This window comes from Ruegeria sp. S84, assembly GCF_056583445.1.
The window spans coordinates 3,608,385-3,629,994 of record NZ_CM152618.1 but is presented as its reverse complement, the minus strand read 5'-3'; the positions used below and the strand labels follow the sequence as shown (position 1 = coordinate 3,629,994).

General features: G+C 56.9%; 22 protein-coding genes and 1 tRNA gene. 12 read left to right on the top strand and 11 right to left on the bottom strand.

From position 1 onward, the window contains the following. Positions 1–2: 2 nt before the first annotated feature. Positions 3–347: a cupin domain-containing protein gene (locus AC1DFB_RS18225; protein WP_480921804.1), complete on the bottom strand. Its 345-nt coding sequence runs from the start codon at positions 345–347 to the stop codon at positions 3–5. 61 nt (positions 348–408) lie between these two features. After that, the gene (locus AC1DFB_RS18220; protein WP_480707254.1) at positions 409–1,245 is read right to left on the bottom strand and encodes a cyclase family protein; all 837 of its coding nucleotides are present in this window, start codon (positions 1,243–1,245) and stop codon (positions 409–411) included. A 217-nt stretch (positions 1,246–1,462) separates the two neighbouring features. Between AC1DFB_RS18220 and AC1DFB_RS18215 the strand changes: the two genes are divergently transcribed. Then, a complete protein-coding gene (locus AC1DFB_RS18215; RefSeq protein WP_480921803.1) occupies positions 1,463–2,209 on the top strand; it encodes an IclR family transcriptional regulator in 747 nt (248 codons plus the stop codon). Positions 2,210–3,177: 968 nt separating this feature from the next. Here the strand turns inward: AC1DFB_RS18215 and AC1DFB_RS18210 are convergent. The 4 genes from AC1DFB_RS18210 to AC1DFB_RS18195 form a co-directional block, all read right to left on the bottom strand. Then, positions 3,178–3,254, bottom strand: a tRNA-Arg gene (locus AC1DFB_RS18210). A 63-nt stretch (positions 3,255–3,317) separates the two neighbouring features. After that, entirely contained in the window at positions 3,318–4,700 is a 1,383-nt protein-coding gene (locus AC1DFB_RS18205; RefSeq protein WP_480886695.1) for a sensor histidine kinase, read from the bottom strand. Between the two features lie 18 nt (positions 4,701–4,718). Beyond that, complete coding sequence (locus AC1DFB_RS18200) at positions 4,719–6,137, bottom strand: dihydrolipoyl dehydrogenase family protein (protein ID WP_480921802.1); 1,419 nt, start codon at positions 6,135–6,137, stop codon at positions 4,719–4,721. Positions 6,138–6,140: 3 nt separating this feature from the next. Continuing rightward, positions 6,141–6,872, bottom strand: a complete 732-nt coding sequence (locus AC1DFB_RS18195; protein ID WP_170392949.1) for a TVP38/TMEM64 family protein — start codon at positions 6,870–6,872, stop codon at positions 6,141–6,143. A gap of 295 nt (positions 6,873–7,167) precedes the next feature. Between AC1DFB_RS18195 and rpmH the strand changes: the two genes are divergently transcribed. The 11 genes from rpmH to AC1DFB_RS18140 all read left to right on the top strand — a co-directional run bounded on the left by rpmH (position 7,168) and on the right by AC1DFB_RS18140 (position 16,075). Then, positions 7,168–7,302 carry a 50S ribosomal protein L34 gene (gene rpmH, locus AC1DFB_RS18190; protein ID WP_005980833.1) on the top strand — a complete coding sequence of 45 codons (135 nt, stop codon included), beginning with the start codon at positions 7,168–7,170 and terminating at the stop codon, positions 7,300–7,302. Between the two features lie 26 nt (positions 7,303–7,328). Beyond that, entirely contained in the window at positions 7,329–7,754 is a 426-nt protein-coding gene (rnpA, locus tag AC1DFB_RS18185; RefSeq protein ID WP_480921801.1) for a ribonuclease P protein component, read from the top strand. Beyond that, a complete protein-coding gene (gene yidD, locus AC1DFB_RS18180; protein WP_480567775.1) occupies positions 7,751–7,984 on the top strand; it encodes a membrane protein insertion efficiency factor YidD in 234 nt (77 codons plus the stop codon). Before rnpA ends, yidD begins: the two co-directional genes overlap by 4 nt. Positions 7,985–8,022: 38 nt before the next feature. Next, on the top strand, positions 8,023–8,907 hold the full coding sequence (gene ttcA, locus AC1DFB_RS18175; RefSeq protein ID WP_170733984.1) for a tRNA 2-thiocytidine(32) synthetase TtcA: 885 nt from the start codon (positions 8,023–8,025) through the stop codon (positions 8,905–8,907). A gap of 70 nt (positions 8,908–8,977) precedes the next feature. Continuing rightward, the gene (locus tag AC1DFB_RS18170) at positions 8,978–10,519 is read left to right on the top strand and encodes a putative bifunctional diguanylate cyclase/phosphodiesterase (RefSeq protein WP_480921800.1); all 1,542 of its coding nucleotides are present in this window, start codon (positions 8,978–8,980) and stop codon (positions 10,517–10,519) included. Positions 10,520–10,645: 126 nt separating this feature from the next. Then, positions 10,646–12,469, top strand: coding sequence for a membrane protein insertase YidC (gene yidC, locus AC1DFB_RS18165; protein WP_170737482.1), 1,824 nt, complete (start codon positions 10,646–10,648; stop codon positions 12,467–12,469). After that, entirely contained in the window at positions 12,466–13,203 is a 738-nt protein-coding gene (locus AC1DFB_RS18160; protein ID WP_170402759.1) for an MOSC domain-containing protein, read from the top strand. Before yidC ends, AC1DFB_RS18160 begins: the two co-directional genes overlap by 4 nt. After that, a complete protein-coding gene (gene yihA / locus AC1DFB_RS18155) occupies positions 13,200–13,853 on the top strand; it encodes a ribosome biogenesis GTP-binding protein YihA/YsxC (RefSeq protein WP_170402761.1) in 654 nt (217 codons plus the stop codon). The genes AC1DFB_RS18160 and yihA overlap by 4 nt, the downstream gene beginning before the upstream one ends. Before the next feature lie 147 nt (positions 13,854–14,000). Next, the gene (argB, locus tag AC1DFB_RS18150; protein WP_170392876.1) at positions 14,001–14,864 is read left to right on the top strand and encodes an acetylglutamate kinase; all 864 of its coding nucleotides are present in this window, start codon (positions 14,001–14,003) and stop codon (positions 14,862–14,864) included. A 15-nt stretch (positions 14,865–14,879) separates the two neighbouring features. Next, entirely contained in the window at positions 14,880–15,581 is a 702-nt protein-coding gene (locus AC1DFB_RS18145) for a ferredoxin (RefSeq protein WP_480761626.1), read from the top strand. After that, a complete protein-coding gene (locus AC1DFB_RS18140; protein WP_170508743.1) occupies positions 15,578–16,075 on the top strand; it encodes a SixA phosphatase family protein in 498 nt (165 codons plus the stop codon). Before AC1DFB_RS18145 ends, AC1DFB_RS18140 begins: the two co-directional genes overlap by 4 nt. A gap of 47 nt (positions 16,076–16,122) precedes the next feature. On the opposite strand, the gene AC1DFB_RS18135 is transcribed toward AC1DFB_RS18140, so the two are convergent. The 5 genes from AC1DFB_RS18135 to AC1DFB_RS18115 all read right to left on the bottom strand — a co-directional run bounded on the left by AC1DFB_RS18135 (position 16,123) and on the right by AC1DFB_RS18115 (position 21,610). Beyond that, positions 16,123–16,914, bottom strand: a complete 792-nt coding sequence (locus tag AC1DFB_RS18135; protein WP_304621965.1) for an amino acid ABC transporter ATP-binding protein — start codon at positions 16,912–16,914, stop codon at positions 16,123–16,125. 12 nt (positions 16,915–16,926) lie between these two features. Next, positions 16,927–18,282, bottom strand: coding sequence for an amino acid ABC transporter permease (locus AC1DFB_RS18130; protein ID WP_480921799.1), 1,356 nt, complete (start codon positions 18,280–18,282; stop codon positions 16,927–16,929). A gap of 1 nt (position 18,283) precedes the next feature. After that, positions 18,284–19,552 (bottom strand): amino acid ABC transporter permease, encoded by a 1,269-nt coding sequence (locus tag AC1DFB_RS18125; protein WP_480921798.1) that lies wholly within the window; start codon positions 19,550–19,552, stop codon positions 18,284–18,286. A gap of 124 nt (positions 19,553–19,676) precedes the next feature. Further along, a complete protein-coding gene (locus AC1DFB_RS18120; protein ID WP_170392882.1) occupies positions 19,677–20,696 on the bottom strand; it encodes an amino acid ABC transporter substrate-binding protein in 1,020 nt (339 codons plus the stop codon). A 206-nt stretch (positions 20,697–20,902) separates the two neighbouring features. Further along, positions 20,903–21,610 carry an ATP12 family protein gene (locus tag AC1DFB_RS18115; protein WP_170392883.1) on the bottom strand — a complete coding sequence of 236 codons (708 nt, stop codon included), beginning with the start codon at positions 21,608–21,610 and terminating at the stop codon, positions 20,903–20,905.

Below are 21,610 nucleotides of genomic sequence, written 5' to 3'. Positions count from 1 at the left end.
CCTTAGCTTTCTGGCGGATACGGAATGACCACCAGCATTTTGCAGGTGTGGTGGGCGCGGTTTTCAATTTTGCGCACTTCACCCGGTGCGATCGTGCAGCTGTCCATGGGTCCAAGACTGGTTTCTGTGCCGTCAACGATAACGGTCATTTCACCCTCCAGAACGATGTAGACTTTCTCAAAAGGCGTAGAGTCCGGCCCTGCGCCACCGCCCGGAAGGAACTGACTGAAGCCGACCCACTGATTTGTCGGCCCGCCTTCTTCAAACCCCTGCAAGCGAAGCCCGTGACATCCGAAGTGGCTCGGTGCTTCGTAAGGTTGGGCGTCCTGAAACCGCTTCAGATGCATGTCCGTCTCCGCTCAGTTGCAATGGCGGCCGCCGGCGAACCGGCGACCGGTCCGTGAGTGTTCAGAAATCTTCGCCAGCCTCGATGCGGTAGGATTGGTTCTTATCGATCATCGCCACCAGTCGGATAATGCAGCCATCGCCGCGGTCCCAATTCCACGGAAAGAACGCGAAGGTACACCGCTTGCCGGTCACCGCATCCAGATCCCCACCAACATTTTCGATGCCGAGAATGCCTTTGGAAAACAGCATATTGTGAACCGGTTCCCACTCAGGGAAATCAACCTCCCATGGCGTGCCGCCTGACCACTCAAGATACTCTTTTTCGAGGTGTGGCATGATCGGACCGTTTCGCTGCGGACCGATGGCAGTTGCCAGCGGGTGATCGTTCGCCTGGGTATCGTGGCCAACGACTTTCACACCTTTCTCGATCATCCACTCGGCAGCAGAAGGAACGAGACCCGGGCAATAAGCAAAATAGTCACCGTCTTCGTACTGCTTATGCCAACCGGTGTTGATGATCAGAACGTCGCCCTTGCGGATTGAGTGCCCGCAAGCCTTCTCCAGATCATCTCCCGTGATTTGCTCCCACTTCTTCTTGGGAACCGAGACTACCAATCCCGAACCGAAGAAATGCGGCAGCGGCACTTCGTCGATGAACGGCGTTCCCTGAACAACATGGGCCGGTGCATCAATATGAGTGGTAACGTGCATCGTCGTCGTAATCGTCTGAGACAACACGCCTGACTTGGCCATGTAGTGCTTTCGGTCGATCTGGACGTCCTTGAAATACGGCCAGTTGGGGCACTGAAACCCGTATCTGTGGCTCAGGTTATAAAACTCAAGCCCCATGTCGTTGTCGGTGTTTGCCTGAAACTCAATGCCACGGATTTCGACCATTGGGCACATCTCCTTTGTTCGCCGACAACGCGGCGGTGTTCGCTTTTCAATTGTCTGGGTGGCCTCCCCACCTGTCCCGTATGATGATGCATACGCACCGCATTATGGTCAACATAAAAACTCACTATACGGTTGACTTGCACCGCATTGTGATACAACACTAAAAAATCGCTAGGTATCCAGAGCTACGATACCAAGGCAGGATGAGGTAGGTTAAATGTCTGAAAAAGCGGATAAAGGTGGCATTCAGGTTATTTCCAGAGCGGCCTCGATTTTGCGTGTTCTGAAAGAAAACCAATCCGGAATGAGCTTGGGAAAAATCGCCGAGCGTGTTGACCTGCCCCGCTCTACGGTACAGAGAATCACAAGCGCTCTTGCCGAGGAAAACCTTGTCATAGCGGATGCAAATGGGGGTGGTTTGAGGCTCGGTCCCGAACTAAGCGCTCTCGCGGGCGCGGCGCAGTACAGCATCGTCGAACACTGCCGTCTGCTTTTGACGGAACTGACCCAAAAGACCGGGGAAACCACAGACCTAGCCGTCATGCGCGGTATCGGCATGGTTTTCTTAGATCAGGTCCCAGGCGTCTATCGATTGACGACCGTTTCGCAAGTGGGTGAGGTTTTTCCACTGACCACCACTGCAAATGGGAAAGCTTGTCTCGCTCAACTCGATGAAGGAGATGCAACAAAGCTTATTCAAAACGAATGGGAACGGAATGGTATCCAAAGAAACTTGGATGAGTTCCTTTCCGAACTGGACATGGTCCGCGAACGGGGCCTAGCTTATGATTTGGACGAGCATTCTGCTGGTGTATCGGCTATCGGGTTTTCTTTTGTCGACTGGGTGGGAGACCTGCACGCGATCTCAATTCCAGTACCAACGACGCGATTTGCACGGCAAAGAGCAACCATCGAACAAGCGCTAATTGAGACGTCCACAAACATTCATCAAACCTTCCAATAAGCTTGTGAAGCTGACTTGAGGCAGGTTGGGTCTCACGACCGATCTTGTCTGGCAGCCCGCGCTTCCAACGGAAAAAGTTCATACGTTGCAACCAACGGATTGCGGCTAGTTCCGCATGGTCGCGTAGGTTGAAATTCGTCTTGAATCGCAAGTATTGCAACCATTGGATATTTTGTGCCACCATAACGAACCATGAACATAGCAGAGCGGGTGTTATGTGAAGCGATCTCTGGTTGAGTGGTCCGTCCACAGCCTACCGGCCCAATCACCTAACACCACATTGAGCGGCTTTTTCCCGCCCCATTGATCTTGTTCGCTCAGTCCGATATTCAGACCGGCTGCGTTTTCGGCCGTCTATCCGAGCCCAGCCCAAAACCAACGAGCCAACCGATGGAGGGTGCCATGTAGTTCAGAAACTGCATGAAAGGCCAATGACATGGCCCATTACAAACGCAAACGTCCCCGTACCGTACTTGGGAACGGGGACTCACGCCTAGGTCTGAGCCATCGTCTCGGAAAAGACCCGGATGATGTCCGATGGCTTGGCAATTGGCCACGCTTTCACGACATCACCTGTCAAACGCGTCCGACGAGACACAAATCCAAGGCTCTTGCGTTCGGCATCCTGAAAGGCGCTGATCCTGACGACCTAGTCTGGCCCGATGGGCGCAAAGACGCTGCCTTCCCCCTCGGGCAACCCTATTAGACAAAACCGTGTCCTCGGCTACGCCTGCGGGCCGCACCACTATTGTCGAATAGCATTGCCTCGCCCCCATCCGCGTTCGCCACGTGGCAGATCAGCAGGAACAGGCGCCTTCGGCGTCTGATCTGCAAATCAGCCCTGATTTTCCCAAAAGGAAGTCAGGATCAATGAAATCAGTTTAGGTGCTGGATGAAGGAAGTGAGGCGAAAATGGCAAGGTTCTGTCGCTGGTGGCAGAACTATGTGTCGCCTTACAAAAAGGAAAGTGGCGGACCGAGGAGGATTCGAACCCCCGACCCCTTGATTCGTAGTCAAGTACTCTATCCAGCTGAGCTATCGGTCCGCGTTGGTGAGGCGGTATTTAGACCTGAGGCCGAGGGCGCGCAAGTCGATTCTTCAAAAAACTTCAAAAAGTCATATCACCGCGTGGAAGCCTTATTTCAAAGGTGGTTCCATCAGGCCCTGTGTCTTTCAGAAACAGATCTCCGCCGTGACCCCGCACCAATTCTTGCGAAATCGCGAGCCCAAGTCCCGAGCCGCCTTTGCGAACACCACCCTGAAATGGTGTAAACAGATTCTCTCGGGCCTTAGGAGGCAGGCCTGGACCCGTATCGCTGATTTCGATGCACCAGTCGGTATCAAGTTCGGATGCCGACACGGTTACACGACCCGCCTTGCCCGACGTCAGAAGCGCCTGCCGGGCATTGCGCACAAGGTTCATGATAACCCTGAAAATCTGTTCTGGGTCGGCACGGATAACAAGATCTTCGGGTACGTCGTTCACAATCTCAACGCAGGCATCGGCAATGGCGAGTTGCTCGCTGGCGACAACATCTGCGGTAACGTCCCGCAAGCGCACCATGGTCAGGGTTGGGGCTGGTTCTTCGGCGCGTCCGAACGCCAAGGTGCTTTCGCACAAGGAAACCGCCCGCGTGATCGAATTGACAAGTTTGGGTGCCATTCGCGCCACCAGGGGGTCATTGCTGGCCTCAATTCGATCGGTAAACAGCTGAGCAGACGTCAGAATGTTGCGCAGATCGTGGCTGACCTTAGCCACCGCCCCGCCCAACTGGGCCAGACGTTCACGTTGTTTCAGGGCCTGGGTCAGATCGGTTTGAAGCATCTGCAGGGCCTCTTCGGCCTCGCGCAGTTCGGTCACCTTGGAATTGGGGGAGATGATGCCGCGCGCATCCTCAGGTGCGCTGGCATAGCGCTGCATGTAGCCAACAACGCTTTTGATCGGACGCACCAGTACCACGCGCACAGCCAGAAACAGGAACGAGGCCGTTATGATTGAGATCACAAAGGACAGCCCAAGGATGCGGAGCCCATAATCCGTCATGGCCATGCGCAAGGGCTCGCTGTCCATTGTCACCTCGATCAACAGTCCTGCGTCTTTGACCGGCGCGCCGATCACACGAATGACCTCGTTTTCGGGGGTAAACAGCCTCGAGACAGCATCACGGATTAGCACCCAAGCGCTGGCATTACGCAAATCAAAGGTCTTGGTGATCTGGGTCGGGATCGGTGAAGACAGCATGAGCTGACGCACCTCGTCGCGGCGCAATACGACGTTATAGACCCCCGCATTTGACAGCAATTCCGCTTCAAGCTCATCAGCCAGCATATCGTCGGCCAACAAAGCAAGCGAGGCGATCTGGGCGCGTTCCAGCCGGTTCAGCAGAAAATCTTCACGGAAACGCGCGATCGAGGGCACAAAGATCAGTACTTCGGCCAACATGACGAAGACCGTCGTCAGGATCAGAAATCGGCCCGACAGCGAGTTCACTTTGCGCTCCTCCTTGGGTCAGGGAATCCAGCGCTGGACGAACCTGACCACTCGTTTAACCATTTGATTCTCAAACAGCCTTGGAGAGAAATAGGCTCCTGCCACACGTTTGTTAAGCTCTCCGACCGTTGGGTAAGGCGAAACCATCGCTGCGATCTGACCCATCTTGAGATTATTGGCCAGCGCCAGCGACCACAAGTTGATCAATTCTCCGGCCTGATATCCGACGATTGTCGCGCCCACAGGTCGGCCCTTTACGACCATCACCTTGATGAACCCCTTGGTCTTGCGCTCGGAAACTGCGCGGTCATTGTGGTGATAGTCGAACCGGGCAACCTCCACCGCGTCGCCATGCTGTTCACTGGCTTGCGCCTCGGTCAGGCCGACCTGCGCCAGTTCGGGATCTGTATAGGTGGCCCAAGGGATATGAGCGGTCTTCGCTTTCGACGGAAGCCCAAATAAGGCAGAGCGGATGATGATCCCCGCATGATATCCGGCGACATGGGTGAATTGCAGCCCACCTGCGACATCACCAATGGCATAGACCTTGCGATTGCTCGTGCGCAAAGAGTCGTCCACCTTGATGCCTGCCCGCGTGCTGTCGATCCCGGCAGCGTCGAGGTTCAGACGGTCGATATTGGTCTTGCGCCCGACGGCCAGCAACAGATGAGAGCCCGCGTAGACCTCATCATTTACAGTGACCACCTCAATGGTGCCTGCATTTTCTCGGATCTGGGACACCATGGCGTTTTCATGGATTTCGACACCTTCAGTCCGAAGGCTGTCCAGCACGACGGCTGCAGCTTCGGGGTCATCCTTGACTAGCGCTTTCAGACCTTCGATCACGGTCACTTTGCAGCCCAGCCGGATATGCGCCTGCGCCATTTCCATGCCGATGGGACCTCCGCCGATGATCAAAAGGTGTTCGGGCTTGTCGCGCAGGTCGAATATTGTCTCGTTGGTGTAATACGGCACCTGATCCAACCCGGGCAGTGGCGGTACCAAGGGCGATGAACCGGTGGCCACCACGACGCGTCGGGCGGTGATCAGATGATCTCCGGCCTGTACCTGCGTGGGTGAGATGAAACGACCGTACTCCCGGATTACCTTGACGCCAAAGCCCTCAAAACGCTCCTGACTGTCCATGGGTTCGATTTGAGCGATGACGTTTTGCACGTGTTCTTTGGCGGCTGCATAATCCACCCGTGGCGTCACATCCGCGACACCAAAAGCCGACGCGTGGGCCTGAGCATATGCAGCCTTGCCGCTGGCGATCAGAGCTTTGGATGGGACACAGCCGAAGTTCAGGCAATCCCCACCCATCTTGTGGCCTTCCAGCAGGATGACATCCGCACCCATCTGGCTGGCCCCTGCGGCTACAGACAACCCGCCTGACCCGGCCCCGATCACCAGGATATCGGTTTTCAACTCTTGCATGGATCAGGAACCCTTTCGACCACGGAGGGATTTGATGACAATCGGCAGCGCTGCCAGCGCGCACAAGCCAATAATTGGCCCGATCACGAAGGGTTCCCATAACAGCGAGACATCCGGGGTTTCGCCGCGATCAAAGACACCACCCAGCCCAACACCGATCCAGGTATAGACAATCCCACCAGGGATGATGCCCAGCGCCGTCGTAATCAGGAAGTTTCGGAACTTTACCCCAACCAATGCGGGCACCAGATTGGCAACGAAGAAGGGCACCACAGGTACAAGACGCAGCAGGAACAAAACCGAGATTTCATTCTCACGCAGCCCGTCCTTCAGTTTCTTGACCGTCCCTTCCGAGGCTTCAAGCTTGGCGGTCAGAGATTCACCCAAACCCCAGCGTGCGGCTAGAAAGATCGTCGAAGCGCCTATGGTTGCGGCAAAAACATTAAAAGCCGTTCCTGCAAGCAACCCGAACAGGAACCCACCGGTCATCGAAGCGACCGCAGCGCCAGGCAGCGAGAAGGCAACAATAATGATGTAAATCCCCACGAAAGCCGCAGCCATCGCCCAGTAGTTTGAATCGCGCCAGGCCAGCAAAGCCTCGCGATTGTCACGCAGGGTTTCAAAGGTCAGATAGTCGCCCAGCGCAAAGAACCCCACGGCGGCAACGGCAAGAATCACCGCTAAAGGGATATGACGCGCCAGCCCGTTGCGCGGGATCTTGGTGGTTTCGTTCATCTGGGTAGCAGGTTCTTGTTCATTCATCTTGCCCACAACATGCGCCGCCCGCGCGCGCTGCAACAGAGGCCTCACGGGGCCTTGATGTTTATGGCACTTAATGTGAGGGATACGCGCTCTGAACCCGGTTTTTGAAATCTTTTGCCCGGGCAGATTACAGATTTGTTGCAAAACGCACCAAAACCCCCACCTAGGGGTTTGACTTACCCCCCGCTACCCAGTAGAGGACGGGCTTCGAACACTAGGGCCAGGCGAATCCGCGCCGCACCCACCGCTATAGATTGGAGACGGAGCGATGAAACGCACCTATCAGCCTTCTAACCTGGTTCGCAAACGCCGCCACGGTTTCCGCGCGCGCATGGCCACCAAAGCCGGCCGCAAAATCCTGAACGCACGTCGCGCACGCGGCCGTAAGTCGCTGAGCGCATAAACCGCTCGACCTTTCAGGTTATGAACATGACGCCGCCGGAGGCCCCTGAGGATGGTAACAACCAGCCGAGGGTGATGCCCCCGGCGGCGTCCGTTTGCTCATCTGAATCATTGACCGTACTGCAGAATCGCTCGGACTTTCTGAAGGCCGCGCGGGCCAAACGGCAAGGCACTGCATCAATGATGGTGCAGGCGCGTAAACGTGGCGCTGATGAGGCTGCGGGTATTCGCATCGGGTTCACCTGCTCAAAGAAGGTCGGCAATGCCGTCGCCCGCAACCGCGCCAAACGCCGCCTGCGTGAAGCCGCGCGGGCCGTATTACCTATTCATGGGCATGCGGGCTGGGACTACGTATTGATCGGCCGCGCCGAGGTTACCGCCACCCGGCCCTTTGATGCGCTGAAAGACGATTTGCGCTATGCGCTGCGCAAAATACACGGGGGTGGCAAATGAGCCTCTTTGCCCATCTCCTCGCCCTGCCCGTCCGGGCCTACCGGTTGATCTTCAGCCCCTGGGTTGGATTTAACTGCCGCTATCAGCCGACTTGTTCCGCCTATGCACTGGAAGCGCTTGAAAAACACGGCGCCATCAAGGGCGCATGGCTGGCGGCGCGCCGGATCGGGCGCTGCCATCCGTGGGGTGGCGATGGCTATGACCCTGTGCCCGACGACGAACGACCCTGACCCTTGCCCGGTTCACCCAACTGCGATAGGCCCCGCCCATGTTTGATGAAGCCGACGATATCCATCCGCTTTTTACCGGTGCGCCTTCAACCACCGAGTTCAAGAAGCTGCGCAAGCGCATCGTGCGCCAGACGCGCGAGGCCATTGAGCAGTACGGCATGGTGGACCGCACCGCCGAAGGTAAAACACCCCGCTGGTTGGTCTGCCTATCGGGCGGTAAGGACAGCTATACCCTTCTGGCGGTGCTATACGAACTGAAATGGCGCGGTCTGCTGCCCGTGGATCTTCTGGCCTGCAATCTGGATCAGGGGCAACCGGGGTTCCCGGCAACAGTCCTGCCAGAATTCCTAGACCGTATGGGGGTGCCACATCGGATTGAGTATCAGGACACCTATTCCGTTGTGATGAACAAAGTTCCGCAGGGCCGCACCTATTGTGCGCTGTGTTCACGCCTGCGTCGGGGCAACCTCTATCGTATCGCGCGCGAGGAAGGTTGTTCCGCAGTTGTGCTTGGCCATCACCGCGATGACATCCTTGAAACCTTTTTCATGAACCTGTTCCATGGCGGTCGTCTTGCAACCATGCCACCAAAACTGGTGAATGAAGAAGGTGATCTGTTCGTCTATCGCCCGCTGGCCCATGTGGCCGAGGCGGATTGCGAGAAATTCGCCAAGGCGATGAACTATCCCATCATACCCTGCGATCTTTGCGGCAGTCAGGACGGGCTGCAGCGCCAGCAGGTCAAGCAGATCCTCGATCAGTGGGAAAAGAACAGCCCCGGTCGGCGGCAAGTGATGTTTCGGGCATTGACCAATGCGCGGCCTTCGCATCTTCTGGACCCAAAACTGTTTGATTTCGCAAATCTTTCGATCGATCCGATTCAAAAAGACGAAAATTCAGACGAAATTCCCCAGTTACGTTAACGCCTGACTCAGATTGATTTCCTACGGTTGGCTTGCGCGATCCTAGCCCAAGCTGAAGGCCGTAAAATCTATGCGGAAATTCCTGTTTGTCGACCGTTGTTCCGAAACGCTGCGGATACTTCTCACCGGACCGCAGGTTCTGGCCTTTATTCCTGCCGCGTGTTTAGCCGCCTTCTGGTTGGGCGGTGAACGTGCACTTGTTACCACGGCTTTGGGTTTGCCCCTTGCTTTTGCCGTCATCGGAAATTGGGGAAGCCGTTCTTATACAGCCCGCAGTTCAGGTATGCGCCCCAGCGGCCTGGTTCCATATGACGTATTCCAATCAGAGTTGGAGGCGTTGAGTGAATCGGTCCGCAAATCAGGTGAGAATGCCGCCTGTATCGCAATTGCTTTGGACGGCTATGCCGAGCTTCAGGATCTGCACGGTCAGGCTGCCGCCACTCATGTAAAGCAGCAATTCAGTGATCGTATCCTGTCGATCATCCGAAATCAGGACATCTTTTCGCAAATCGATCAGAACCGGTTTCTCATTGGCCTGCATCCCTCCCCACATCTTGATCTGGAAGCTTGCATTCAAATGTCCGGCCGCATCCAAAGCGCAGTCGAAGAGCCGCTTTTGTTGAATGGCACAGGAGTTTACCAATCCTGCTCGATCGGGTTCTGCCTGCATTCAGACCTGCGACAGGTCGAGGCTGATGAGTGGATTGGCGCCGCCACCGCTGCACTGTCCGAAGCGCAAAGAAGCGGTCCCTCGACCATACGCGCCTATTCAACCGGGACCCGTCGGCGATCCCTGGTCCGAGCCAATTTGAGAAAAGAGTTCGAGGCGGCATTGGACAATGGAGAGATTCGGCCCTGGTTTCAGCCTCAGGTTTCAACGGATAATGGGAACATCACAGGGTTCGAGGCTTTGGCAAGGTGGGAGCATCCAATAAAAGGTGTTCTCAGCCCGCAGGTATTCCTGCCCTTCGCCGAGCAAGCCGAACTGATGGAGCGGCTAGGTCAAATCATGCGTCACTATGCTTTTGAAGCGATGCAAGCTTGGGATCGTGCAGCATGCGTTGTGCCCCGGATCGGTATCAATTTCTCATCCGATGAGTTGCGCAATCCCGGCTTGATCGACCGCCTGAAATGGGAGTTGGATCAGTTTGATTTGACACCGGATCGGCTGGCGGTTGAGATTCTGGAAACCGTGTTCTCGCGCAGGCCGGATGACGTGATCACGCGGAATGTAACCGGCATGGCTGCGCTTGGATGCTGTATCGACCTGGATGACTTTGGAACCGGCCATGCCTCGATCGCCTCGATCAAGCGGTTTGACGTCTCGAGGATCAAGATTGATCGGACATTTGTCACCAAATCGGATCAAGATCCCAGCCAGCAGCAACTGGTCAGCGCCATTCTGACCATGGCTGAACGTCTGAACCTCGAGACGCTCGCCGAAGGCGTGGAAACGCCCGGCGAGCACGCGCTGATGGCGCAATTGGGCAGTAACCACGTTCAGGGGTTCGGAATTGCAGAGCCAATGCCATTTGAGCAGACCCTGGATTGGATCGCGGCGCATCGTGCCAAGATCAGGGGTGCATCCAAGATCGGTCGCAAAATGGGATGAAATCTGCAATTACGGTGCGCCAAATCCAGCGCTGGAGCGATTTGATGGGCGATTCCGCTTGACCTTTGGGGCTGCACTCTGTTGAACCCACCGGGTGTGTTTCACTGCTCAAGGTGGCTGTCCCCGATGGACGATCAGAACAAAAATCTCATCCTTGCAACCGCGCTCAGCTTTCTGGTGATCCTTGTCTGGTTCGTGCTGTTCCCACCGCCGGAATCAACCACGACGCAGGACGCTGCAGAAATTGCAGCTCTGGAAGGCGACGAGGTGCAAACACCCAGCGCGACCAGCACCGTGGGTGAAGCCACAGCGACCGCCGAGGAAACACTGCCAGAGGAACAAGCCCCTCGCGTCAACATCGACACCCCCCGTCTGAAAGGCAGCCTGTCCCTGTCCGGCGGGCGGATCGATGAGCTGTTTCTGAAAGATTATAAAGTCTCGATCGAAGAAGGCGCGCCTATTGTTGAGCTGCTGTCTCCGGTTGGTTCGGAATCGGCTTATTATGCCCTTTACGGCTGGGCACCGGGTACAGGAGTTGCAGGTGCGGATGTCCCGGGCCCCAACACGCTCTGGACATTGGAAGAGGGTGAGACGCTTGGCGTAGACAACCCCATCACGCTGGCCTGGGACAATGGCAATGGCCTGACTTTCCGCCGCACCATCGCGGTCGACCAGGACTACATGTTCACAGTTACCCAATCGGTTGAAAACGCGACCCAATCCGAGGTGGGCATGGCCCCCTATGGCATTCTTGCACGCCACGGTATTGGTGAAGATGGCGACCTTCCGGGCCTGAAAAACTTCTTCATCCTGCATGAGGGTGTGATCGGCATGGCGGACGGCACGCTGTCAGAAGTTGACTATGGTGATGTCCGCGATTTTGACATCGACCCGAACGAACGGGCGCAGGCCGAGGTCTATCAGGTCAAGGAAGATGGCTGGATCGGCTTCACGGATCACTACTGGATGACCACGCTGATCCCAGAGCCGGGCTCGACCTTCAAAGCAGCCGCAAAATATGACTCGCGCCGCAAAATCTATCAAACCGAAACGGTGCTGCCGACGCTGACTGTAGCGCCGGGTGAGACTGCCGAAGTGACCACACGCCTGTTCGCTGGTGCCAAGGAATGGGAAGCCATTCGGGAATACCAGGCGGAAGGCGTACAGAAATTCATCGACAGCATCGACTGGGGCTGGTTCTTCTTCCTGACCAAGCCGATCTTCTGGCTGCTGCACAACATCAATCTGTTGATCGGCAATATGGGCTGGTCGATCATCGGCCTGACCCTGATCATCAAGGCGATTCTGTTCCCGCTGGCTTTCAAATCCTACGTCTCGATGGCCAAGATGAAGGAACTGCAGCCCCAGATGGAAGCCTTGAAAGAGGCCGCAGGGGATGACCGCCAGAAGATGCAGCAAGGCATGATGGAGCTGTACAAGAAGGAAAAGGTTAACCCGGCCGCAGGCTGTTTGCCGATCCTGATGCAGATCCCCATCTTCTTCTCGCTGTACAAGGTGATTTTTGTCACCATCGAACTGCGGCAAGCCCCATGGTTTGGCCCGTTCCAGGACCTCAGCGCTCCGGATCCGACCTCAATCTTCAACTTCTTTGGTTGGCTGCCTTGGGCGGCACCGCAGCCTGAAAGCTTCATGGCGCTGATCTTTATCGGTATCCTGCCACTGCTGCTGGGTATCTCGATGTGGCTGCAGCAGAAACTGAACCCGGCACCGACCGATGCAACACAGGCGATGATCTTTGCCTGGATGCCATGGGTGTTCATGTTCATGCTGGGCGGATTTGCCAGCGGTTTGGTGGTCTACTGGATCGCGAACAACACGATCACATTTACCCAGCAATACCTGATCATGCGGAGCCAGGGCTATACGCCCGATGTATTCGGCAACATCAAATCAGGCTTCAAACGCACGCCAAAGACGGACGACAAATGAGCGGTTCGGTCACCAGCATTTGGCGGCACCCGATCAAAAGTCACGGGCGTGAACGCCTTGATCGCATTACCATGATCCCCGGGCATACCATGCCCGGGGATCGTGTTTGGGCGGTTGCACATGAGGCGTCGAAAGCGGATGGATCGGAATGGGCACCCTGCGCCAATTTCAGCCGAGGCGCGAAGGCCCCTCAGTTGATGGCAATCTCGGCGCAGCTGCAAGGCGACTCGGTCACGCTGAGCCATCCCAATCGCCCCGATCTAAGCTTTGAGCCCGACGCGCATCAGGACACCTTTCTGGACTGGGTCAAACCGCTGATGCCTGCAGATCGCGCTGCGTCTGCCCGCATTGTCCGCGCCGCTAATCGCGGCATGACGGACAGCGATTTTCCTTCGATCAGTTTGTGCAACATGTCGTCGCATCGGGCGGTCGAGCAGAAGCTAGGCAGGGATCTTTCTATCGCTCGCTGGCGCGGAAATATCTGGTTCGATGGCCTGCCGCTGTGGAATGAGCTCGACTGGATTGGCCGCGACATCCGGATCGGCGAGGCCGTTTTTCATGTGCGCGAACGCATCACGCGGTGTTTGGCGACAGCCGCCAACCCTGATACGGGTGAGCGGGATGCCGACACACTGGGTGCGCTGAGCAGCTGGGATCATCAGGATTTTGGCGTTTATGCCGAAGTTCTGGAAGGCGGCACCATTCACACCGGTGACGAGGTTCAGGTTCTATGACCCCACTTCCCTTTCCACTAGCTGAAACGCCAGATGAATTCGCAACGGAAACCGGTCGAAAGCTGTTTGCCGGGCCATCCGAATTCGTCAAAGGCGTCGTTGCCATGGATGGCCTGCCTGCCCCCGATCGGCTGGAGGTATGTTTCGCCGGGCGTTCGAATGTCGGTAAATCCAGCTTGATCAACGCGCTAACGGGCACCAAGGGGTTAGCACGTGCCTCGAACACGCCGGGGCGTACTCAAGAAATCAACTTTTTCACGCAAGGGCCTGAACTCTATTTGGTCGACCTGCCTGGGTACGGGTATGCGAACGCGCCGGTGAAGGTCGTGGAAAAATGGCAACGTCTGCTGAAACAGTATCTGAGTGGACGTCAGACCCTGCGCCGTGCCTTCGTCCTGATCGACTCGCGCCACGGGGTGAAACCTGTGGACGCCGAGATCATGAAGCTGCTGGATACCAGCGCAGTGACCTTTCAGTGCGTTCTGACAAAGGCCGACAAGGTCAAAGCAAAAGACCGGGAAAAAGTGCTGGACCAGGTGCGCGCCGCGCTTTCGAAACATCCTGCGGCCTTCCCCGAGATCGTGTTGACCTCATCCGAGAAGGGCGACGGCATTCCGACCCTGCGTTCGATCATTGCGCATCTGGAGTGACGTTGTTCAGCAATATCCAAGTCATGAGCTAAGGAAGCCGGGCTGCGCCCATCGGGTACGGCCCGTTCAGATTGGCTGTTTCCGCGATCCGGTCTTGGCACCATCCTCCAAACGCCCTAACACAGGGTCCCAGAGGGACACTCAGCCATGAAGACACGAGATATGAACCGGGATTGGATCGCCACCGCCGCCACATTGAACAGCGCCCTGCCCTATCTGCAGCGATACGACGGTGCGATTGTCGTCATCAAGCTAGGTGGCCACGCCATGGGCAGCGACGAAGCCATGGAAAGCTTTGCGCGCGATGTGGTGCTTATGCGTCAGGTTGGCGTAAACCCGGTCGTCGTGCACGGCGGTGGCCCAATGATCAATGCGATGCTCGACAAACTGGATATCCAGTCCGAGTTTGTGGGTGGTAAACGCGTGACGGACAAAGCCACAGTCGAAGTGGTCGAAATGGTCCTGTCGGGCCTTGTGAACAAGCGGATCGTGCAGGCGATCAATGCGCAGGGTGGCATGGCTGTGGGTCTGTCGGGCAAGGATGCCCATTTGATGATGTGCGAACAGACCGACGCCTCGCTCGGGTTTGTCGGCACACCGTCCGAGATGAACCCCAAAATCCTGCATGACCTGTTTGCGCATGATGTTATCCCTGTGATCGCGCCGCTGGGCGCAGGTCGGAATGGCGAAACCTTCAATGTGAATGGCGACACTGCAGCCGGGGCGATCGCCTCAGCTCTTAAGGCAGACCGCCTGCTACTGCTGACCGATGTAGCGGGCGTCAAGAACGCAGCAGGCGATGTCGTGACCGAGCTCAAAGCTGGCCAGATTCGTGAGATGACGCGTGAAGGCACTATTGCGGGTGGTATGATCCCAAAAACCGAAACTGCGCTGGACGCGCTGCATAATGGCGTTCGGGCGGTCGTTATTCTGGACGGGCGCGCGCCTAATGCGGTGCTGCTAGAGCTGTTCACCGAACACGGTGCCGGTTCTCTGATCCGACCTGACTGAGACGTCGGAGGTGGTATGGCGCGGCAGAGCGGGCATAATGCGGTAACAATGATGCCAATCACCGAACCCTATCGAATTGTTGAACAAGCTGCTCAGGATGTGGGTCTTATGGTCATGGGTGCACTTCATCCAAGGCCCAGTGAAGCAAAGCAACTTGATGACGGAACCCTAATCCTTCTGGGGGCTGCGGGGGCATTCTGGCCCGCTCTGAAGGCCTCGGCTGAGTGGCAGGATGGCCAACCCGACCCGGTTGATCGCTGGTCCAGACGGGTGATCGGCCAGCTTGCGCGGGACATGAGGGGCACCGCCTACTATCCGTTCGGCGACCCACCATACGCACCCTTCATTGACTGGGCACTTAAGTCCGGTCGCACCTTCAGCAGTCCGGTCGGGGCCCTGGTGCACGATACGGTAGGGATGATGATGTCATTCCGTGGTGCGTTGCATTTTGCGGATGAGTTCTCAATTCCATCCGTTTCTCAATCGTCACCCTGCACAGAATGCCCCGCGCCTTGTGCAACAACCTGTCCGGTTGGGGCATTGAACACCCACAGCTTCTATGACGTGGCAGCCTGTCATGATCATCTCGATACCAAAGCGGGACACAGCTGCATGAATAAAGGCTGCCTTGCCCGGCTCGCCTGCCCTCTCAGCGCCGGCGCAGAGCGCCAGCCAGAGCAATCTGCGCATCACATGAAAGCATTTCACCGATCATGACCCGCACACTGATCCTAATGCGCCATGCCAAGTCCAGTTGGGGCGATCCCTTTGCCGAAGATCACGACCGCCCGTTGAACAATCGAGGACGCAAATCGGCCCCCGCGATTGGGGCGTGGCTGCAAAGCAATGGCTGGCTGCCGGATGACGTTATCTGCTCAAGCGCCAAGCGCACCCGGGAAACGTGGGACAGATTGGGGCTGAGCACCCCGGAAATCCGCTTTACCCCCGCCTTGTATCTGACAGGCCCCGATGAGATGTTCGCCGAATTGGCCACAGCCACCGGCAATACCGTACTAATGCTGGGGCATAATCCCGGCATCGCTGCATTTGCAAATCGGCTGGTACGCAACCAGCCCGATCATTCGAGATTCTACGACTATCCGACTTGTGCAACGACTGTAATCCGGTTCGATATCCCCGACTGGAATGCGCTCGAATGGCATCAGGGTGAGGTTCTGGGCTTCACGATCCCACGCGAGCTGCTGGAATAGAAAAAGGCGAGGTCGACACCCCGCCTTCTTGGTTTTCTGATCCGAATTTAGTGTCCCAGTATCTGGCTGAGGAACAACTTGGTCCGTTCGCTCTGCGGGTTGTTGAAGAACTCTTCCGGTTCGTTCTGCTCCACAATCTGACCGGCATCCATAAAAATCACGCGGTTGGCGACCTGGCGGGCAAAGCCCATCTCGTGGGTCACACACAGCATGGTCATGCCTTCCTCGGCCAGTTCGATCATGGTGTCGAGCACCTCTTTGATCATCTCAGGGTCCAGCGCCGATGTAGGTTCATCGAACAACATGATCCGCGGCATCATGCACAGCGAGCGGGCAATCGCCACACGCTGCTGCTGACCACCCGATAGCTGACCGGGATACTTGTCGGCCTGCTCAGGGATCTTCACCTTTTCCAGGAAATGCATCGCGCGCTCTTCGGCCTCTTTCTTGGGCGTCTTGCGCACCCAGATCGGGGCCAGCGTGCAGTTTTCCAGAATGGTCAGGTGCGGGAACAGGTTGAAGTGCTGGAACACCATGCCAACCTCGGACCGGATTTTGTCGATGTTTTTCAGGTCATTCGACAGCTCGGTCCCATCCACAATGATCGTGCCCTGCTGGTGTTCCTCCAGCGCGTTCAGGCAGCGGATCAGGGTAGACTTGCCCGACCCCGACGGCCCCGCGATCACAATCCGCTCGCCCTGATTGACGGTCAGATTGATATCGCGCAGCACGTGGAAGGCACCGTACCACTTGTTCATATTGGTGATTTCGATGGCGATTTCGTCGCTCACCTGCATTTTGGAGCGGTCGATTTCGCGTTCAATTGCAAGTTCAGACATGTGTTGAACTCCTTAACGGTGGCCAGTCTGAAGCTTGCGCTCCAGGTACATGGAATAACGGGACATGGAGAAGCAGACGACAAAGAACAGAACGCCGATAAAGGCAAACAGTTCCCAGTAGACGCCGTTCCAGGCGGTATCGGCGCGGATGCCGTTGGTCAGGCCGATCACGTCAAACAGACCGATGATCGAGACCAAAGTCGTATCCTTGAAGATACCGATGAACGTGCTCACGATGCCCGGGATCGAGATTTTCAGCGCTTGTGGCATGATGATCAGCCGCTGCGCCTGCCAGTAGTTCAGGCCCAGACTGTCTGCACCCTCGTACTGACCCCTTGGAAGGGCAGCCAGACCACCCCGGATCACCTCGGCCATATAGGCGGCCGAGAACAGGGTCATCATGATCATCACCCGCAGGATGATGTCAAAATTGGTGCCCGGCGGCAGGAACAGGTTCAGCAGCAGCGATGCCACGAACAGCAGGGTAATCAGCGGCACGCCCCGAATGAACTCGATAAAGCCCACGCACAGGTATTTGACGATCATCAGATCGGACTGACGACCCAGCGCCAGTACGATACCGATCGGCAGCGAGACACCGATGGCCACAACACCCAACAGGATCGCCAGCATGAAGCCACCAAAGTCGCGGCTTTCCACCGACGCGATGCCAATCGGAATGACCGAATTGATCGCGTCTGCAACCAAACCAGAAGCAAACAGCCACCAAAGGATGGGCAGTGCGATCGAAAGGATGATCGCGGCAAGAGACCCGGCAACCGGAAGCGCAAACTTGTAGGCGAAATACCCGATGGCAAATCCGGCGGCGACCATGAGCGGCCCCCAGATCGACCCACCCCACATCAGCCAAGGCAGCAGGAACGGATAAGCCGCTGTTACGATCAACAGCTTCCGCGGCACCTTGGTGAACAACACCGGCGCAATAGCAACCAACAACAAGATGAAGGTCAGGTTCGGTCGGAAATATGCCGGCCAGCCGCCAGATTCGGGCGGGTTAGACCACGTCGCGTCCGGGTGCGCCGGATAAGGCGGATAAAAACCGTATAGCAACTGCAGCCAACGGTCCTTGATAACACCCCAGCAGGCATGACCATGGGTATCACCCCAGGTGGCCATCATGATCTCGCGACATTCCGACAGGGAATTGGCGTTCCAGACGGATTGGAACGTCCAGGCCAAAATGTTGGACAACACGTAGTAAATGAGGATCAAAGAGATGATCGTCAGGATCGCGTTGAGCCAGCTTGAGAACAGATTGTGCCTGATCCAGCCCAGTACACCGACCTCAGAGGCGGGCGGTGCCTTTTCCGGCAACATTTCTGTGCGGACAAATGAAACATCACTCATATTACCGCTCCACCAGTTTGACACGGTTGTTGTACCAGTTCATCACCGCCGAAATGCTCAGCGAGATGGACAGATAGACCAGCATCAGCAGCAGAACGCATTCCAGCTCGCGGCCGGTCTGGTTCATGGTGATGCCACCCAGCGTACCCGTGATGTCCATATATCCGACCGCGATCGCCAGCGACGAGTTCTTGGTCAGGTTCAGATAGTTCGAGATCATCGGCGGGATGATAACCCGCAGCGCTTGCGGCAAGATCACAAGGCGCATGGTCCGGCCCGGGCGCAAGCCCAGTGCGGATGCGGCCTCGGTCTGACCCTTGGAAATAGCCAGAATACCAGCACGCACGATCTCGGCGATGAAAGCCGCAGTATAAAGCGACAAGGCCAGCCAGAGGGCAATCAGCGAGTTCCGCAGATGGGTGCCGCCGGTGAAGTTAAAGCCTTTCAACTCAGGATAGCCCAAGTGAAAACCCAGCACGCCCAGCAGGATGGCCGACGGCACGAAGAAAATGCCCAGTTGGATGCGCCAGATGGTCGGGCGATCACCGGTCGATTCCTGCGTTGCATTGGCCCAGGCCGAAACCTTGCGCATGGCAAAGATGCTGCCGCCAAAGACGATCAGGAAAGCGATCAGGTCAAGCGAGACATCAAAGCGCAGGCTTGACGTGCCGAACAGGTGAATATCTCCCAATCCGCGCGAGAACAGAAACTCGGGGATATAGACCCCGCGATTGGTCACAGCGACTGTGCCAAAAAGATCCATTGTGGCTTCTGGGTTTTCACCCCGGAAGGCGCGCGGAGCGGGCAGGCTTTCGATCAGGATCGCCATGGCGAACACGATCCAAAGCAGCACTGGCACGTTGCGGAACATCTCGACATAAACCGTCATGATCCGCGCGATCAGCCAGTTATTCGACAGGCGCAAAACACCGACCATGACGCCGATGATCGTTGCTGTGATACAGCCCAGAACTGCAACAACCAGAGTGTTCAGCAGGCCTATGAACGCCGCGCGCAGATGGGTATCGCGCGAGTCGTATTCCAGCAGGCGTTGGTTGATGTCATAGCTGGCCGGTTCGGCAAAAAAGTCGAACCCGACTGTTCTGCCTAGCGTCTCAAGGTTCTGAATGGTGTTGTTGATAATCCAGGCTGCCAGAAGCATGAAACCGATCATCGCTATGACCTGAATGGTCGCAGATCGGTACCGCGTATCGTAAAGGAGCATGGACAGCCGGAAGTGCTCCTTCGGCGGGTCAGTGAGTGTCGTCATGACCTATGTATATCCCCGTGCATCCCGGATGTTGGCAGAGTTTGCCTCTGCTCAGATCGTTCCGGGCGTGTTTCTTATGGAAGGAAAAAGGGCGCGGGTTCCCCCGCGCCCTTTTCCGTGGATCTTAGCGGAAAGGCGGTGCGTACAGCAGGCCACCATCGGTCCACTGTGCGTTCAGGCCGCGTGCCAGACCGATCGGGGTTTCCTCGCCGATGTTCTTGGCAAACACTTCGCCGTAGTTACCGCCGACTTTGATCGCGCGCTGTGCCCAGTTCGCGTCCAGACCCAGCATCTCACCCAGCGTACCTTCGGTACCCAACAGGCGGTTTACCTCTGGGTTGTCGGTGGCACCGCTGGACATCTCGTCGATGTTCGCCGAGGTTACACCCAGCTCTTCCGCTGCGATCAGTGCGTTCAGGGTCCAGCGGACCACATCGCCCCACTCGTGATCGCCATGACGGACCAGCGGGCCCAGCGGCTCTTTCGAGATGATTTCGGGCAGGATCACGTGGTCGCCTGCGTTTTCAAAGGTGGCGCGCGTAGCAGCCAGACCCGATGCGTCGGTAGTGTAAACGTCACAGGCACCAGCCAGATACTGCTGCTGCGCTTCGGCGTTGGTTTCGATCGGAACCGGCTCGTAGCTCATGTTGTTGATGCGGAAGAAATCCGCCAGGTTAAGCTCAGTTGTGGTGCCGGTCTGGATGCAAACGGTTGCACCGTCCAGTTCCTTGGCCGAGCTGACGCCCAGTGCCTTGGGAACCATGAAGCCCTGACCATCGTAGTAGTTGATGCCGACGAATTCGAACTTCAGGTCGACGTCGCGGCTGAAGGTCCACGTGGTGTTACGGGCCAGCATGTCAATCTCGCCCGAAGCCAGCGCGGTGAAACGTGTTTTACCGGTGGTTGGGATGAACTCAACGGCGCTTGGGTCGTCCAGAACGGCAGCGGCTACCGCGCGGCATACGGCCACGTCAAAACCCTGCCACTCACCATTGGCATCGGGGCTGGCAAAGCCGGGTACGCCGGTTGCAACGCCGCAGTTCAGCTTGCCGCGGGCTTTCACGTCGTCAACGGTACCCGCTGCAGCTGCGCCAGCAGCCAGGCCGGCAATGGTTGCCACGCCCAAAATTACGGATTTTTTCATTTTTACCTCTTCCTGATTTTCCATCCCTGAATGGAACGGTTCGATCCGGCGCATAGGCGCCAGAAAGGTTACCCAAAAGGTGTCTCCCCTTTAGTGGCCCGAGTTTGGGCGTATTCATCAACAAACGTCAAGGGCTGGATCAGGGAAAACGATAGGTCTTTTCTGCCAGAATCGGACACAAATTCACGATTTGACGAGAATCCGTCTCAGAACGAGAGGTCAAAGAACTGCTTTGCGTGCAGAAAGGCGGCCCGTTTCACTTCGGCGGCAGCATGTGCCTCATCGTCGTGGCCCCATTGTTCGATCTGCCAAAGCTCGTCCAGCCGAGAAATGCGCCATATCTCGTCCGGTTTGCGCCAATTCTGGGCTGCCGCGAAACCAAGAATCAATGATCCCGACAGGCTGACGAGGTCATGAAACGCTGCCAGTTGGAACGCATTCAGTCCATGCACCCGGTCACGCAGGCCTTGCAGCACCTCGGCAGCTTGCGGTTGATGCACCACCCCTGCACGCGGGATCAACCGCGCGCCCAGGGCGTCCGCAGCCCAATCCAATGCAGGATCCCAGGCCTCGGACTGCCGCTGCTGCAACGTTTCGGGATGGGTCGCCCGATAACACAGCAGATCCGAGTCGCCGTAATCGGCCAGCATATCGGCAACCTCACCATGCTGGTGCCGCACCTTGTCGATCGCCGCATTGGCCGAACGGGTGAATGGCATCGTGGTCGGGTCGATTTCCTTTTCCTGTGCATCCCATTCCCGTGCAACGGCCTCGGCCATGGCACGCGTGGGCAGGTCTAGCGCAGCCTTGGCGGGCGTTTTGACCCGCCGACCATCCAGTTCAACCGTATAGCCCACGTCGGTCTCAACGACCGTGCTTGTCGTCCAGAAGCGTTTGGGTTTCCAGTCGCTCAT